This is a genomic window from Lacinutrix sp. Hel_I_90 (assembly GCF_000934685.1).
GTDB lineage: Bacteria > Bacteroidota > Bacteroidia > Flavobacteriales > Flavobacteriaceae > Lacinutrix.
On record NZ_JYNQ01000001.1, the window covers coordinates 2,901,325 to 2,919,303 of the forward strand.

The window sequence follows — 17,979 nt, forward strand, 5'->3', positions numbered from 1 at the left end:
AATACTTCGCTAAAGTAAACTTTGCTCGTTTTTTAGAATAAAAAAAGTCCAAACTTGCGTTTGAACTTTTCGAGTTAAAGTGGGGAGAGCAGGATTCGAACCTGCGAAGACGTAGTCAGCAGATTTACAGTCTGCCCTCGTTGGCCGCTTGAGTATCTCCCCAAAACTGAACGCAAATATAAGCCTGTTTTATGTTTGCGCAAAGATTTTTTTAATTTATTTATATGCCAAATTCAGCTATCACCTTATCTACGTAATCCAGTTTCTCCCAGGTAAATAGCTCGACATCTAAAGTAATATCATTACCATTAGGTTGAGAAAAGGTTTTAGTAACCGTTTCATTTTGTCTTCCCATATGCCCATAAGCAGCAGTTTCGCTATAAATTGGGTTTCTTAGTTTTAAACGGTCTTCAATTGAAGCTGGACGCATATCGAATATTTTAGATATTTTTTCAGCAATTTCACCATCGGTCATATTAAATGGGCAAGTGCCATAAGTATCTACAAAAATACCCATAGGCTCAACAACACCAATAGCATAACTTACTTGTACTAAGATTTCATCGCAAACCCCTGCAGCAACTAAGTTTTTAGCAATGTGTCTTGTCGCATAAGCGGCACTTCTATCTACTTTACTTGGGTCTTTTCCTGAGAAGGCACCACCACCATGAGCCCCTTTTCCGCCATAAGTATCTACAATAATTTTACGCCCTGTTAATCCGGTATCGCCATGAGGTCCACCAATAACAAATTTTCCTGTAGGGTTAATGTGGTATTTTATATCATTATTAAACAGCGGCTTTAAATCTTCCGGTAATTTAGCAACTACTCTTGGAATTAAAAGGTCAACAATATCTTTTCTAATTTTGGCTAACATAGTCTCGTCAGCATCAAAATCATCATGTTGTGTAGAAACTACTATAGCATCAATACGCTGTGGGACATTGTCATCACTATATTCTATAGTCACCTGACTTTTAGAGTCTGGTCTTAAATAAGTAATGTCTTTGTTTTCACGACGTAATTCGGCTAATTCTATTAAAATTTTATGAGACAAATCTAAAGCCAAAGGCATATAGTTCTCAGTTTCGCGAGTCGCATAACCAAACATCATCCCTTGATCTCCCGCACCTTGCTCTTCTTTGCTTGCTCTGTCAACACCGCGATTAATATCGTCTGACTGTTCATGTATCGCACTAAAAACACCGCATGAGTTACCGTCAAACATGTATTCGCCTTTGGTATATCCAATTTTGTTTATCGTATCTCTAGCAATCTTTTGTACATCTAAATAAGTATTAGACTTTACTTCACCTGCAAGTACGACTTGGCCGGTAGTTACTAAAGTTTCACAAGCAACTTTCGAGTCCTTGTCGAATGCTAAAAAGTTATCGATTAAGGCATCACTAATTTGATCTGCTACTTTGTCTGGATGACCTTCAGACACACTTTCTGATGTAAATAAATACGCCATATTTTTTTATTAAGTTTTCTTGTGATTTGACGAGAGCGTCCAAGGAAGTTTACACTGCCTTTAGCATTTAATTTCAAACTTGATTTGGAATCTATTGCATCCGTAATTTATCAGTTTGAAGAGGTTGCAATCAGTCAAATCCGTCCTCTTTAATTTTCGAAATACAAAAGTAACAAAATAATGGAGTTTAAAAAGTTTGAGTCAGTTAAAAATCGTTAAAATCCAGAGAAGGGCATTTTTATAAATTCATATAAACCAAAAAAAGACGCTTATATTCAAATATTCTTAATTAGAAAACCAATTAAGGATATTTTTAATAAAATCTCTTTAGAGACTGTTATAAGTAAGCTGTTCTTTAGTAACTTTATCTATCGGTTAAACTAAAAAGAAATTATGCCATTACAGCCAAAATTAACGCGTTTTAATCAAAATGTTTTGTCAAAATATCAAATTTATAATGGTATTTTCATGACCCTGCCTTTTGATACTATTTCAAAAACTGGTGTGCTTTTGCCGCTATTTCATGAAACTTGTAAAAAAGGTTTTGAGAACGGAGATAACCCTACGGCAATTGTAGCTAGTTTCTTTAAGAAATACCAAGCGAGACGTGGTGATGAAAGTCAAATTAATTTATTATTCCGCTTTATTCAATATATTGAACGTCAAGTAGTTTTGTTTGATGCTATTGAAGATGCTGCTTTTCCGATTGTAAATAATATGGATGGTATTGGTACACTGCGTAGTTTAAAAGAAAGCGCGTCTGCCGAAGGGAAATTAGATAAATTGCGTGAGTATTTAGAAGAATTTAAAGTCCGAATCGTACTTACCGCACATCCTACGCAATTCTATCCTGGTGCCGTTTTAGGCATTATCACCGATTTAACAGAAGCGTTAAAGGATAACGATTTACTTCGAATAAATGATTTGTTGGCGCAACTGGGAAAAACACCATTTTTTAAGCACGAAAAACCAACGCCTTATGATGAAGCGGTAAGTTTAATATGGTACTTAGAAAATGTGTTTTATCAATCCTTCGGAAAGATTTACGATTACATTCAGCAAAATATTTTTGAGGGGAAGTCTATTGCTAACGATATTATAAATGTGGGGTTCTGGCCAGGTGGAGATAGAGATGGAAATCCCTTTGTGACACCAGAAATCACCCTGAAAGTGGCAGCTAGATTGCGAGAAACGATTATAAAAAACTACTATAGAGATATTAGAAAGTTAAGTCGAAAATTAACGTTTCAAGGTGTGGAGGAGCGCGTAGTTTTTCTTGAAAAAGAACTTTACAAGATTGTGCTTCATGAGAGCTCAGACTTAAGCCTAGAGTCTTTTGCTCAGGAATTAAAGTCGATAAAAGAACTCATTATAGAGAAGCACCAATCGCTTTATGTTTCAGAAATAACAAGCATAATTAATAAAATACATCTTTTTGGATTTCATTTTTCTACACTCGATATTCGTCAAGATAGCAGGGCGCATGCTAAAGTGTTTACAGACATGGTAAATGTTATGATTGAGAGCGGAAGCACTATTTTCCCAAAAAATTATAACGCCCTTTCAGAGCAGGAGCAGGTACAGCTGCTTTCAAAAGTAAAAGGAAAAGTAGATTTGTCGTTAATTAAAGATGAAGAAACACTCAAGGCTTTACGTACTATGGAGGCTATAAAAACCATTCAGCAGTCTAATGGTGAGCGTGCAGCAAACCGGTACATCATTAGTAACAATCAAACCACATTGAATGTCATGCAGTTGTTTGCCATGTTAAAATTAGTGGCATTTCAAGACGATTTAACAGTAGATATTGGGCCACTTTTTGAAACAATAAAAGATCTAGAAGTATCGCATAAAGTTATGGAAGACTTGTATACAAATCCACAATACGCAGCGCATTTAAAGAAACGGGGAAACAAACAAACCATCATGCTTGGTTTTAGCGATGGCACAAAAGATGGGGGGTATTTAATGGCGAATTGGGCGATTTATAAAGCAAAAGAGCGTCTTACGGCAATCTCAAGAAAATATGATATCACTGTTATTTTCTTTGATGGTCGTGGCGGACCACCAGCAAGAGGTGGTGGAAAAACGCATAATTTCTATGCCTCGCTTGGTCCAACAATTGAAGACAAAGAAGTGCAGCTAACCATTCAAGGACAAACCATTAGCTCCAACTTTGGGACATTGGATTCTTCACAATATAACTTAGAGCAATTGATTAGTTCAGGTATTCATAATAGCTTAAGTGATTCCGATTTACGTATGATTCCAGAAAACAGAGTGGTTATGGATAATTTGGCTAAGTTGAGTTATGAAGCCTATGTAGACTTTAAAAATCATCCAAAATTTATTCCGTATTTAGAACATATGAGTACTTTAAAATATTACGCAAAAACTAATATTGGTAGTCGCCCTTCGAAAAGAGGAAAGGCTGAAGGTTTGGTTTTTGAAGATTTAAGAGCGATTCCGTTTGTAGGGTCTTGGAGTCAATTAAAACAAAATGTTCCTGGGTTTTTTGGTGTGGGTACGGCGTTGAAGTATTATGAAGATGTGGGAGAGTTTGAAAAAGTAAAGCAGTTATTTAAAACCTCAAGTTTTTTTAAGACGCTAATAGAGAATAGTATGATGTCTCTCTCTAAGTCCTTTTTTGATTTAACGAAATACATGAGTGAAGATGAAGAATATGGCGCGTTTTGGAATGTGATTTATTCAGAATATAATACGACTAAGCGTCTCATTTTAAAGCTAACAGATTATCAAGAGTTGATGGAAGAGGAGCCTACAGGAAAGGCGTCTATTAGTGTTCGTGAGTCTATTGTGTTGCCTTTATTAACCATTCAGCAATTTGCATTAAAGCAGATTCAGGAATTAGAAAAAGCTGAGGTGCGTGATGCAGCCCGTATTGCTGTGTTTGAGAAGCTGGTCACACGCTCTTTGTTTGGTAATATTAATGCGAGCCGTAATTCGGCATAACTTTAGTGTTTTTGTGAGAAGGTTATGAGGCAGTACTTCTTGAATCATAACTATTTCTTGTTTAAAATATGGTCATCATAAAAAAACCTCGAAGCTTATTTAATACTTCGAGGTTTCTGCTAACTAAACAACATGTTCTTAACGTTCATTCAATCTAAAGTCTGGATAGGCATCCATTCCATGTTCATGAGCATCAAGGCCTTCTAATTCTTCTTTTTCACTAACGCGAATACCTACTGTTTTCTTAAGTATGAATAATATAATAAAAGAGGTGGTAATACAGAATACGGCATAAGCGCCTACGCCAGTTAATTGGTGTAAAAATTGAGTTGTACCAGCCATTTTTCCAAAAAGACCTACAGCTAAGGTTCCCCAAATACCACAAATTAAATGTACGGCTATGGCTCCTACAGGATCATCTAAACGCAATTTATCAATTAAGGCTACAGCGGCTACAATAATACCACCAGCAATAAGGCCTATTAGAATAGCATCTGTTGGTGACATTTGATCCGCACCAGCAGTAATGCCAACAAGGCCGCCTAAAATACCATTTAAAAACATGGTTAAATCATAATTTTTATGCGCTAAAGTTGAGATAATAAATGCGCTAACACCACCGGCGGCAGCGGCTAAAGAAGTTGTTACTAGGGTTAGCGACGTTAATGCTGGGTCTGCAGATAATACAGAGCCACCATTAAAGCCAAACCAACCTAGCCATAAAATGAGAACACCCGCGGTGGCTAAGGGAATATTATGTCCTAAAATAGCAAACGATTTACCTTCTTTGAATTTTCCAATACGCGAGCCAAGTAACCATACGGCCACTAAAGCCGCCCAGCCACCTACAGAATGTACTAGCGTAGATCCGGCAAAATCGTAAAACCCTAATTGGTCTAACCAACCTGCGCCCCATTTCCAAGAACCTGCAATTGGGTATACCACGCCAACATAAATAATAGTAAAAATCATGAACGGTCCTATTTTTACACGTTCAGCTACTGCTCCAGAAACAATAGTAGCTGCTGTAGCGGCAAACATGCCTTGGAATAAGAAGTCTGTCCAATAGGTGTAGCCTTCATTATAAGCCAAGTCTAATCCACCTTCTGCGGCTTGCGGCGAGTCTAATCCAAAACCTGCGAACCCAAATATTCCAGACGAACCTTCGGCAAAACCAGGGTACATTAAATTAAAGCCTACCAGACAATAGAGTAGTAAACCAACGCAAATGATAAATGTGTTTTTAAATAAAATATTTATTGTATTCTTTTGTCTTGTTAGACCAATTTCTAGGAAAGAGAATCCTAAGTGCATAAAGAAAACAAGTGCTGTACAGATCATCATCCATACATTATTTATAGTTAATAATTCCATAATAATTTATTAATGAGTTAGTTTATTTTAAAGTTTCTCCGCCCTTTTCGCCAGTTCTAATTCTGTAGACTTCTTTAATGTCAGATACAAAAATTTTACCATCGCCAACGTCTCCTGTTTTAGCAGATTCCATAATGGTTTTTATAACAATGTCTTCAAAATCATCATTTACAATAATTGATAAATAGCGACGCTCGATATCGCTGGTGCTGTATGAGACTCCTCTATATACATGTCCTGTTTTTTCGTTGCCAAGACCAGTAACATCCCAGTAAGAGAAAAAGTTTATGCCTACTTCATGTAGTGCTGTTTTTACTATAGAAAATTTAGATTTTCTAATAATTGCTTCTACTTTTTTCATAAAAAACGTGTTTAGTAATTTGTTGTTAGTTAAAATTTATAGATCGCTGCCATTACAAACGAGGCCAAGCTTTTTGTAGGCATTAAATCGGTGTCTATAAAAATGTCTTCTGAACCATTGTCTAAGCGTAATTCTGGTTTAATAATTAAATCTTCAACACTATAACTTCCTGTTAGAGTGATTGCTAAAACGCTGGGGTCATCGCTCACTAAATCGCTTTGTGTCGCAAAATATTCGCCACGTAAGCCTATAGCAAAAGCGTTATTTAAAGTGTATTGTGGGTAAAGTGCCGCGCCATAAAAACCGTCACCTTCATTATCTGTATAAGCAGCATTAATTCCAATAAAGAAATCTTCTGTAGCATCAAAGCCACCAGTATAATCCACTTCGTAACCTAAGCCAGCTTTATCGTATAAAAGATTTAAATACTGACCTGAATAACCCATTTGTGCACCAACCGCATAGCTTCCGTCTGGATTGAATTCTGTGACATCCGTTTGGTTAAAAACACCTAACATTAAGCTAAGGTCTTCTGATAATGAAAAATCAGCTTTAACGCCCGTATGCGAAAAAGGCCCATTAGAAAACAGGTAAGAGGTGCTGTAGTTAAAATTCCCTACAGGAGAGATGACTTCGTAGCCTAAAAACGTATTGAATTTACCAAAGGTTATCTTTGTAGATTCACTCACATTCCAAAAAGCATAGAGTTGATTCAATACAGTCGCACTGGCTGCTTCTCCTCGGGGACCAAAGACTAGATCTGCAACAGCGCCTACCTTACCCTTTTCGTAGGAAGCAATGAGATTTCCCATGCCTAGAGAAAACCCAGCGGTGTCGGCAAAAGACGTTCCGGGTGCAATTTGATTGGTGTCATTTGGGGCAGTAATATTGGCTCTATAATAGACGTCCACACTGCCTTCAAAACTAAATTTTTTCTCTGTAGGTTCTGGTGCTGTTTCTTGAGCAAATAAACTGGTTGACAAGAATAAAATTAGAATGTAATTTAATGGTTTCATATAAAGCTGGTTTTTTATTGATTTGCAAATCAAAACTATGCAAAAAGTATTTACAACCCATAAAATTATAGGGTATAAAACTCATTTTTACGATTATGAGATTTTTAACCCTAAAAAAAATAGGGTATAATATTTTAAACGTATAAATGTTAAGATTTTCATAATGCTTAAATTGAAATATTCTTAGTTAAATTTGATTTTCAATAAATTTTATGAACCTATTTGCTGTTATTTTTGAATTAAATTCAGGTATTTAAGACTTGCAGTTTAAATGGGGGTTAGAAATTTGTCAATTTAATAAAGATTAAATTGAAGGATTGTTGTTTATAAGGCTTGAAATTTTTGATTTCGGAATAATGAATCTTATATTTTTTTGTTCAATTTCTTCATTATACATTAGTGATAATCTGACAAGAAATAATCTCTTAAATTTCAACATTATGCTTAAAAAACAAGGCTTGTATTTACCAGAATTTGAACACGATAATTGTGGTGCAGGATTTATATGCAGTCTAAAAGGAAATAAGTCTAATAATATCATTCATAAAGCACTCGAAATTTTAGAAAAGTTAGAGCATCGTGGTGCGGTAAGTAGCGACGGCAAAACAGGGGATGGCGCAGGTATTTTAATAGATATTCCGCATGAGTTTTTTGTAAAAAACTGTGATTTTAATTTACCTCAATTTGGAGCGTATGCTGTTAGTAATGTGTTTTTGCCAAAGCGGGAGAATCAACGGAAGTATTGCATCGAAAAATTTGAGTCTTATATCGTAGGTCAGGGGTTAGAAATTTTGGGTTGGAGAAATGTGCCAGTAGATTCCTTGGTTATTGGTGAAATTGCAGCAGAAACAGAACCGTTTATAAAACAACTATTTATTGGTAAGTCTGATAAAGAACAAACAGATTTCACCTTCAATTTAAAATTATTTACGGCTAGAAAACAAGCTGAACATCACATATATAATTCAAAACTATCTGAAAGCGCTCGCTTTTACGTGCCTAGTTTATCTACAAAAATCATCATTTTTAAAGGGCTTTTGATTCCTGAAGATATTAAACTGTATTATACAGACTTACAAGATCCTTCTTTAGTAACCCGATTGGCTTTGGTGCATCAGCGTTTTTCAACCAATACTTTTCCAACTTGGGATTTAGCACAACCCTTTAGATACATGTGTCATAATGGAGAAATTAATACACTCCGCGGAAATGTGTCACGCACGCTTTCACGTCAGGAGTTAATGGAGAGTGACTGGTTTGGTGAAGACATAAAAAGTATTTTTCCAGTTATATTGCCAGGAAAATCAGATTCTGCTCAAATGGATATGGTGGTCGAGTTGTTATTAATGACTGGGCGATCGCTCCCAGAAGTGATGATGATTTTGGTGCCTGAAGCTTGGGAAAAAAACCCAGATATGTCTGAAGCTAAACGTGCATTCTACGAGTATAATTCGTGTATTATGGAGCCATGGGATGGTCCGGCTTCAATTCCTTTTACAGACGGCAATTATATAGGTGCCGTTTTGGACCGAAATGGATTACGCCCATCAAGATACTCGGTTACGAAAGATGGTTTTGTTATTATGTCTTCAGAAACAGGAGTTATAGAAATTGATCCCAAAAACATTGAAAAACACGGCCGATTAGAACCTGGAAAGATGTTTTTAGTAGACATGAATCAGGGTCGAATTATTAATGATGAGGAAATTAAAGAGGCTATTGTGTCTAAACAGCCTTATAAAGAATGGTTAGATAAAAACTTGGTGCATCTTCGTGATATTCCAGCAAAAAAAGGAGAGATTAAGCATAAAGAAGACGATTTACTAACGCGTCAAGTGGTATTTGGCTATACCGAAGAAGATTTACGTGTCCTTATTCAGCCTATGGCGCAATTGGGAAAAGAACCTATCGGATCGATGGGTAATGATACGCCAATTGCGATTTTGTCAGAGCGGCCGCAGCTCATTTATAATTATTTCAAGCAATTATTTGCGCAAGTGACTAATCCGCCTCTAGACGGTATTCGTGAACAATTAATTACAGATATTAGTTTGACTTTAGGAAGTGATACGAACCTATTTAAAATAAACGAAGACCAGTGTAGGAAATTGAAAATTCAAAATCCTGTGATTTCAAAACACGATTTAGATAAGATAAAAAATTACAAATCTAATCCAGACTTCGTCGTAACCACAATTCCTATTTTATATGAAGTCGATAAGGGGTTAAACGAATTAGAAAGTGCACTTGAGCATTTAGTAAAGCAAGCGTCTAAAGCTATAGATGAAGGTGGAAATATTATCATTTTGTCCGATCGAGGGGTGAGTAAAAACCTTGCGCCAATTCCAGCGCTCTTAGCCTGTTCGTATGTGAATCACGAGTTATACAAAATAGGCAAGCGTGCTAAAGTTAGTTTGATTATCGAGTCTGCAGAGCCACGTGAAGTACATCATTTTGCATTACTGTTTGGTTATGGTGCTAGTGCCATTAATCCCTATATCGTAAACGAAATTGTTTATGATCAAGTACAGGCTAAAGATATTGAAGACTTAAGTTATTTAACGGCTATTAAAAATTACAACAAAGCTGTTGGCATGGGAATCCTTAAAGTGATGAACAAAATCGGAATTTCTACATTAAATTCTTACAGAGGTTCGCAGTTGTTCGAATGTATTGGATTAAACACAAAAGTTGTTAATGATTATTTCCCAAATACAGTGACCAGAATTCAAGGTATTGGTTTGCGTGAAATCGAAAAAGAAATCTATAAACGCCATAAAAGAGCCTATAAAACAGAAGTGGTGGAAGCTGATTTAAGTTTAGATTTTGGCGGACAATACAAATGGAGGCGAGATGGAGAAAAACACTTATTTAATCCCTTAAGCATTTCAAAATTGCAAGAATCTGTTAGGAGTAATAAACACAGTTCATATAAAGAATATTCCAATTTAATAAACGAACAGACCAAACAATTAATGACCATTCGTGGCTTGTTTGAGTTTACCAATTTTGATCCAATTCCTATAGAAGAAGTTGAGCCTTGGACGGCAATCGTAAAGCGTTTTAAAACAGGCGCCATGTCTTATGGGTCTATTAGTAAAGAGGCGCACGAGAATTTAGCAATTGCGATGAATCGTATTGGAGGAAAGAGTAACTCTGGTGAAGGCGGTGAGGATGAAGAACGTTTTTATAAGGATCCAAATGGCGATTGGAAAAACTCGGCAATCAAACAAGTAGCCTCAGGGCGATTTGGTGTTACGTCAAATTATTTGACGAATGCTTCTGAGATTCAAATAAAAATGGCGCAAGGTGCTAAACCTGGTGAAGGTGGTCAGTTACCTGGTCCTAAAGTAAATCCAGATATCGCAAAAACCAGAAATTCCACACCTTATGTTGGTTTAATTTCGCCACCACCACATCACGATATTTATTCTATTGAAGATTTATCACAATTGATATACGATTTAAAATCAGCAAATAGAGCTGCTAGAATTAATGTGAAGCTCGTTTCCGAAGTAGGCATTGGTACAGTAGCTGCTGGTGTTGCTAAAGCAAAAGGCGATGTTATTTTAATTTCTGGTCACGATGGTGGTACAGGAGCTTCACCACTAACCTCTTTAAAACATGCAGGTTTGCCGTGGGAGTTGGGGTTGGCGGAAGCACAGCAAACGTTGGTTATGAATAATTTAAGAAACCGTGTGGTTTTGGAGTGTGACGGACAACTAAAAACGGGGCGTGATGTTGCCATCGCCTGTCTATTAGGTGCTGAGGAATTTGGTTTTGCCACAGCGCCATTAGTCGCTTCGGGTTGTATTATGATGCGGGTGTGTCACCTAAATACCTGTCCCGTAGGTATTGCCACCCAAAACCCAGAACTGCGTAAAAAATTCAATGGAAAACCCGAGCATGTGGTTAACTTCATGTATTTCGTAGCACAAGAATTAAGAGAAATAATGGCACAACTTGGATTTAGAACGGTTAATGAAATGGTTGGTCAGGCACAAAAATTAAACCGAAATAAAACGATTGATTTCTATAAGTCTAACGGTTTAGATTTATCTCCAATTTTACATAAAGTTGCCGTTTCAGAAGGCACCAAATTATACAATACGGAAAAGCAGGATCACAATTTAGAAAAAGCCTTAGATTTTAAAATCATCAAACAAGCACATCCCGCTTTATTCCGCAAGGAGAGAACAGTGATTGATGCTAAAATCAATAATATGGATCGTGCATTTGGTGCGATTATTAGTAACGAGATTTCTAAAATTTATGGCGCTCAAGGTTTGCCTGATAATACTTTAAAAATCAACTTCACAGGTTCTGCAGGGCAAAGTTTTGCTGCATTTGCGACAAAAGGTCTGAATCTCGTGATTAATGGGAATGCAAATGATTACTTAGGAAAAGGCTTGTCTGGAGCTAAAGTAGCAGTAAAAGTACCAGATGAAGCTACCATTGTTCCAGAAGATAATGTCATTATCGGGAATGTAGCCTTGTATGGTGCAACGTCTGGAGAGGCGTATATAAACGGAAAGGCGGGTGAGCGGTTTTGTGTAAGAAACTCTGGTGCATTAGCTGTGGTTGAGGGTATTGGAGATCACGGTTGTGAGTACATGACCGGAGGAATTGCGGTCATTTTAGGCGAAGTAGGACGTAATTTTGGAGCAGGAATGAGTGGTGGTGTTGCCTACGTGTACGATACAAAAAATACGTTTGAGAAGCATTGTAATAAGGAGGGATTAAACTTAGATCCAGTTACCGAAACCAAAGATGTTTTAGAATTAAAAGCATTAGTTGAAAACCATTACAATGCAACCTTAAGTTCTCAGGCACAGCGTATTTTAGAAAATTGGGAAAAAGAATTGCCAAAATTCATCAAGGTTTTGCCTGAAGAATACAAGCAAGCCTTAAAGCGATTAGAAGAGGAACAAAATATTAAAGCCTAAGACGATGGGAAAGATAACAGGATTTTTAGAAATTGAAAGACAGGTTGAAGCTTATGATACCGTTGAAAACCGACTGAAAAACTACAAGGAATTTACAATTCCAATGAAAGAAAAAGCACTTAAAGATCAAGGTGCAAGATGTATGGATTGTGGTGTTCCGTTTTGCCAAAGCGGCTGTCCGCTCGGCAACCTCATTCCTGATTTTAACGATCATGTTTATAAAGGACGTTGGAAAGAAGCGGCAAAAGTATTGCATGCAACTAATAATTTTCCAGAATTTACTGGACGTTTGTGCCCAGCCCCTTGTGAAGAATCTTGTGTCTTAGGTATTAACGAAGATCCAGTAGCGATAGAGAACATCGAAAAAAACATAGTTGAAACGGCTTTTAAAGAAGGTTGGATTATTGCGAAACCACCAAAAGTAAGAACGGGAAAAAAAGTCGCGGTTGTAGGTTCTGGACCTTCGGGATTAGCGGCGGCACAGCAGTTAAATCGCGCAGGACATTTAGTAACTGTTTTTGAAAGAGATGCTAAAGTTGGTGGATTATTACGCTATGGTATTCCAGATTTTAAACTTGAAAAAGAGATTATAGCGCGAAGAGTAAGGGTCCTGGTAGAAGAGGGAATTGAATTTAAAACCGACGCTCATGTTGGTAAAAATACAAGCGTTGAAACTTTAAAAAGTGACTTTGATGCTATCGCCTTGTGCGGCGGAGCAACGGTTAGAAGAGGTATTCCTATAAAAGGGGCGCATTTAAAAGGCGTAGTACAAGCTATGGATTTTTTAAAGCAAAACAACCAGCGTGTAGATGGCATTACTGGTTTTAAAGAAGACATTTTAGCAACAGACAAAAACGTGATTGTCATTGGTGGGGGAGATACAGGTTCAGATTGTATAGGAACTTCAAATCGTCAAGGCGCAAAATCGGTTACCAATTTCGAGATTTTAAGCAAGCCTTCTAAAGGGCGACCAGCACATCAGCCTTGGCCTTATTGGCCGATGAGGTTAAGAACGAGCTCGTCGCATAAAGAAGGTGTAGAACGTTTTTTTAGTATTTCTACTAAAGAGTTTTTGGGCAATAAAAATGGAGATTTAATAGGCTTAAAAACAGTTGAGGTAGAATGGATTTTTAAAAAAGGAGAACGGCCAGAATTAAAAGAAGTTCCAGGTACAGAAAAAATGTGGGACTGCGATTTAGTGCTTTTAGCACTAGGTTTTACAGGTTCAGAAAAAACCTTAGCTGAACAATTTGGGATCGAAATGGATTTTAGAACCAATATTAAAGCAACCGAAAAAGACTATGCTACAAATGTGCCTGGTATTTTTACTGCTGGAGATATGCGTCGCGGCCAATCCTTAATTGTTTGGGCAATTTCAGAAGGACGTCAAGCAGCACATCATGTCGATAAATATTTAATGGGCCATTCTAATTTACCACTAAAAGGAGAAGGTGACCTGCCGAGAGTGTAGCGTTTTATGAGTATTGATACATAGCGAAATCCACTAATTTACCTTTCTAAAAATGAAAGACTAATTAGTGGATTTTAATTTTAAAGGTCATTTTATTCAAAAAAGAAGGGGTCTTGACTGTACCATTAAATTAAATATAATTAATTGAAAATCAGTAAATTAAATAGTTAACACGCGCTTTGAGTTTAAGAGTGTGTAAGGTGTTAAAACAATAAAAGGCTATAAAACTTTTAATTTCGAAGAACAAAGCAGAAAATTCATAAATGGAATTAAATAAGTACAGTAAAACAGTTACTCAAGATCCTACGCAACCAGCTGCACAAGCTATGTTACATGCGATTGGATTAACAAAAGCAGATTTTTACAAGCCAATCATAGGTATTGCAAGTACAGGTTACGAAGGAAACCCATGTAATATGCACCTAAATGACTTAGCGAAATTAACTAAAGAGGGCACTAAAAATGAAGATATTGTCGGACTAATTTTTAATACTATTGGCGTAAGCGATGGTATTTCTATGGGGACTCCAGGCATGCGTTACTCATTACCATCTCGTGATATTATTGCAGATTCAATGGAAACAGTAGTTCAGGCCATGAGTTATGATGGTTTAATTACGGTGGTGGGTTGTGATAAAAATATGCCCGGTGCTTTAATCGCAATGATACGTTTAAACCGTCCTTCAATTTTGGTCTATGGCGGGACTATCGATTCTGGCTGTCATAATGGTAAAAAATTAGATGTTGTATCTGCATTTGAAGCTTGGGGAAGTAAAGTTGCTGGCACCATGTCCGAAAATGAATATCAAAACATCGTTGAAAAAGCCTGTCCGGGAGCTGGCGCTTGTGGTGGTATGTATACTGCAAATACAATGGCTTCTGCAATCGAAGCCTTGGGCATGACCTTGCCTTTTAATTCTTCAAATCCAGCACTAAGTGATGCAAAAAAGAAAGAGTCTGTAAAAGCAGGTGAAGCGATGCGATTGCTTCTCGAAAAAGATATTAAACCTTCAGATGTTATTACTCGAAAATCACTAGAAAATGCCATACGGTTGGTGACTATTTTAGGAGGTTCTACCAATGCAGTATTGCATTTTTTAGCAATTGCCAGAGCAGCAGATATCGATTTTACACTCAAAGATTTTCAAAAAATAAGTGATACCACGCCATTTTTAGCCGATTTAAAACCTAGTGGGAAATACCTTATGGAAGATGTGCATGCCGTAGGAGGGATTCCTGCTGTATTAAAATATTTACTAAAGAAAGGATTGATTCATGGCGATTGTTTAACAGTCACAGGGAAGACCATTGCTGAAAATTTATTGGATGTTCCCGATTTAACGGAAGGTCAAGACGTTATCAAACCTATCGAAAATCCAATTAAAATTTCTGGACACCTACGTATGTTATATGGCAACTTGGCGGAAGACGGAAGTGTTGCTAAAATCACAGGAAAAGAAGGTTTAAAATTTTCAGGGAAAGCAAAAGTGTTTGAGGGAGAATATGATGCAAATGATGGCATTAGAGATGGAAAAGTAGAAAAGGGAGATGTTATTGTTATTCGCTACGAAGGTCCAAAAGGAGGTCCTGGCATGCCAGAAATGTTAAAGCCAACGGCAGCTATTATGGGGGCGGGTTTAGGTAAAGAGGTTGCTTTAATAACAGATGGACGGTTTTCTGGTGGGACACATGGGTTTGTTGTTGGGCATATCACACCAGAAGCACAGGAAGGTGGTGCTATTGCTTTAGTTAAAAATGGAGATATCATCACTATTGATGCCGAAACAAATTCTATTATTCTAGAGGTTTCAGAAGCAGAATTAAAGAAAAGAAAAGCGCAATGGACAGCACCAGCGTTAAAATTTAAACGGGGTGTCTTATACAAATATGCTAAAACCGTTTCATCGGCTTCTAAAGGCTGCGTGACCGATGAATTCTAAACAAAAGAAAATGAGTGCTAGTATAAGTGAAAGCATCTCAGAATAAAATATAATCCTAACAAGATTAAATATGAATACAGAAACAGTGAAAATAAATTCTTCAGATACAAAAAAGACAATCCGAATCACTGGTAGTGAGGCAGTCGTAAGATGTTTAATGGCTGAAGGAGTTGATATTCTTTATGGTTATCCAGGAGGCGCAATCATGCCAGTTTATGATGAATTATATAAATTTCAAGATCACATTCATCACGTCTTGGTGCGTCATGAACAAGGAGCAACACACGCCGCACAAGGCTATGCTAGAATTTCTGGCAAAGTTGGCGTGGCCATGGCGACTTCTGGTCCTGGAGCAACCAATTTAATTACAGGCATTGCAGATGCGCAAATTGATTCTACACCAATGGTTTGCATTACAGGTCAAGTGGCCTCAAATTTATTAGGAAGTGATGCCTTTCAGGAAACAGATATCGTAGGTATTTCTACACCAGTAACGAAGTGGAATTGCCAGGTAACTAAAGCCTCTCAAATTCCTGAAGCTATTGCAAAAGCCTTTTATATTGCTAAAAGTGGAAGACCAGGCCCGGTATTAGTAGATATTACTAAAGATGCTCAGTTTGAGGAATTTGATTTTGCTTATGAAAAATGCAAAGGCGTACGCAGTTATATTCCAGTGCCTGAAACAGATCCAGAATCATTAATACAAGCGGCAAAATTAATTAACGAAGCCAAACAACCATTAGTTGTTTGGGGACAAGGCGTGATTTTAGCTGAAGCTGAAGCCGAATTTAAAGCGGTGATAGAAAAAGCAGGGATACCCGCTGCATGGACCATTTTAGGTGCTTCGGCCATTGCGACTAGCCATCCCTTAAATGTGGGTATGGTAGGAATGCACGGTAATTATGCACCAAATATGTTAACGAATCAATGTGATGTTTTAATAGCAATAGGCATGCGTTTTGACGATCGTGTTACGGGAAGTTTAAACACCTATGCTAAGCAAGCAAAAATTATACATTTTGAAATTGATCCGGCAGAGGTCGACAAAAATGTAAAAACGGATGTGGCTGTTTTAGGAAATGCTAAAGAAAGTTTAGCAGCTATGCTTCCTTTATTAAATAAAAATTCACACGCCGATTGGCATCAAAAATTCAAAGATTTATTAAAAATTGAAGTAGAGAAAGTCATTAACGATGACTTGTACCCAACCAAGGAAGGCTTGACTATGGGAGAGGTTTTAAAAGAAATAAACAAACAGAGTAAGGGACAAGCAGCCATAGTGAGTGATGTGGGGCAACATCAAATGATTGCATGCCGTTATGCAGAGTTTAATCAAACCAAAAGCAACATTACTTCTGGTGGTTTAGGGACTATGGGTTTTGCTTTACCAGCGGCAATTGGTGCAAAAATGGCAGCTCCAGACCGAGAGGTTGTCGCTATTATTGGTGATGGAGGTTACCAGATGACCATTCAGGAATTGGGAACTATTTTTCAGACTAAAGTACCCGTTAAAATTGTGGTTTTAAACAATGATTTCTTAGGCATGGTGCGCCAATGGCAACAGCTTTTTTTTGATAAACGCTATGCATCTACTGAAATCCAAAATCCAGATTTTGTAGCCATTGCAAAGGGTTATGCTATTGAAGCAAAAAAAGTATCTAAAAGAGAAGATTTGGCGGATGCTGTTAAGGAAATGATGGAATCGAAAGCGGCGTATTTCTTAGAGGTTAAAGTAGAAAAAGAAGCTAATGTATTCCCTATGATTCCTTCGGGAGCAAGTGTTTCAGATATTAGGTTAGAATAACGCCTGCAAGGTGTTACCTGCTAAAAGACCTTCTGGTAAGGTTGACAAAAGAGAAAGGAAAAAAGTAAAGGCTAAAAGATTAATAAAAATGAGTCAGGAAGAACAACAATATACCATTTCAGTGTATACAGAAAATAATATCGGATTACTCAATCGTATTTCGGCTATTTTTCAGCGTAGACATATTAATATAGAGAGTATTAATTCTTCGGTTTCAGAAATAGAAGGGGTGTCAAGATTTACTATCGTTGTCAATCTTTCCGAAGAACACATGAAAAAAATCATTGGGCAGATAGAAAAGCAAGTGGAGGTTATAAAAGCCTACTATCATACCGATGAAGAAACCATTTATCAGGAATCTTGCATATTTAAAATTAAATCTGAACTACTATTCAACGAGCCTCAGATTCAAAATATAATTAAAGACAGCAATGCAAGAATAGTTACAGTAAACAAAAATTTTTTCGTGCTTGAAAAGTCAGGAAGACGAGAAGAAATTGAATTGTTATATAGAGAATTAAAACCTTTTGGAATCCTTCAGTTTACAAGATCTGGGCGTATTTCAGTTACAAAGGAACCCATGGAAATTTCAAAAATGCTGGAAGCATTTAACTACTAAA

Annotated in this window: 10 protein-coding genes and 1 tRNA gene; 6 read left to right on the forward strand and 5 right to left on the reverse strand. The window is 37.0% G+C overall.

Annotation, left to right across the window (positions count from 1 at the left end):
* Window positions 1-80: 80 nt before the first annotated feature.
* Together GQ46_RS12790 and metK are read right to left on the reverse strand one after the other, a co-directional pair.
* A tRNA-Tyr gene (locus GQ46_RS12790) sits at window positions 81-162 on the reverse strand.
* A gap of 58 nt (window positions 163-220) precedes the next feature.
* On the reverse strand, window positions 221-1,474 hold the full coding sequence (gene metK / locus GQ46_RS12795) for a methionine adenosyltransferase (protein WP_044402684.1): 1,254 nt from the start codon (window positions 1,472-1,474) through the stop codon (window positions 221-223).
* Between the two features lie 393 nt (window positions 1,475-1,867).
* Between metK and GQ46_RS12800 the strand changes: the two genes are divergently transcribed.
* On the forward strand, window positions 1,868-4,447 hold the full coding sequence (locus tag GQ46_RS12800) for a phosphoenolpyruvate carboxylase (protein ID WP_044402687.1): 2,580 nt from the start codon (window positions 1,868-1,870) through the stop codon (window positions 4,445-4,447).
* A gap of 138 nt (window positions 4,448-4,585) precedes the next feature.
* On the opposite strand, the gene GQ46_RS12805 is transcribed toward GQ46_RS12800, so the two are convergent.
* From GQ46_RS12805 to GQ46_RS12815, 3 genes are read right to left on the reverse strand one after another with little or no spacing between them, the layout of a single operon-like run.
* Window positions 4,586-5,821: an ammonium transporter gene (locus GQ46_RS12805; protein WP_044402690.1), complete on the reverse strand. Its 1,236-nt coding sequence runs from the start codon at window positions 5,819-5,821 to the stop codon at window positions 4,586-4,588.
* A 22-nt stretch (window positions 5,822-5,843) separates the two neighbouring features.
* The gene (locus GQ46_RS12810) at window positions 5,844-6,182 is read right to left on the reverse strand and encodes a P-II family nitrogen regulator (RefSeq protein ID WP_044402693.1); all 339 of its coding nucleotides are present in this window, start codon (window positions 6,180-6,182) and stop codon (window positions 5,844-5,846) included.
* A 29-nt stretch (window positions 6,183-6,211) separates the two neighbouring features.
* Window positions 6,212-7,198 (reverse strand): outer membrane beta-barrel protein, encoded by a 987-nt coding sequence (locus GQ46_RS12815; protein ID WP_044402696.1) that lies wholly within the window; start codon window positions 7,196-7,198, stop codon window positions 6,212-6,214.
* Between the two features lie 440 nt (window positions 7,199-7,638).
* Between GQ46_RS12815 and gltB the strand changes: the two genes are divergently transcribed.
* From gltB to ilvN, 5 genes are all read left to right on the forward strand, one after another.
* Window positions 7,639-12,144 (forward strand): glutamate synthase large subunit, encoded by a 4,506-nt coding sequence (gltB, locus tag GQ46_RS12820; protein WP_044405048.1) that lies wholly within the window; start codon window positions 7,639-7,641, stop codon window positions 12,142-12,144.
* A gap of 4 nt (window positions 12,145-12,148) precedes the next feature.
* Window positions 12,149-13,615: a glutamate synthase subunit beta gene (locus GQ46_RS12825; RefSeq protein ID WP_044402699.1), complete on the forward strand. Its 1,467-nt coding sequence runs from the start codon at window positions 12,149-12,151 to the stop codon at window positions 13,613-13,615.
* Window positions 13,616-13,878: 263 nt separating this feature from the next.
* On the forward strand, window positions 13,879-15,555 hold the full coding sequence (gene ilvD / locus GQ46_RS12830) for a dihydroxy-acid dehydratase (protein ID WP_044402701.1): 1,677 nt from the start codon (window positions 13,879-13,881) through the stop codon (window positions 15,553-15,555).
* Between the two features lie 70 nt (window positions 15,556-15,625).
* Window positions 15,626-17,359 (forward strand): biosynthetic-type acetolactate synthase large subunit, encoded by a 1,734-nt coding sequence (gene ilvB / locus GQ46_RS12835; RefSeq protein WP_044402704.1) that lies wholly within the window; start codon window positions 15,626-15,628, stop codon window positions 17,357-17,359.
* An 88-nt stretch (window positions 17,360-17,447) separates the two neighbouring features.
* Window positions 17,448-17,978, forward strand: a complete 531-nt coding sequence (ilvN, locus tag GQ46_RS12840; RefSeq protein WP_044405051.1) for an acetolactate synthase small subunit — start codon at window positions 17,448-17,450, stop codon at window positions 17,976-17,978.
* Window position 17,979 lies beyond the last annotated feature (1 nt).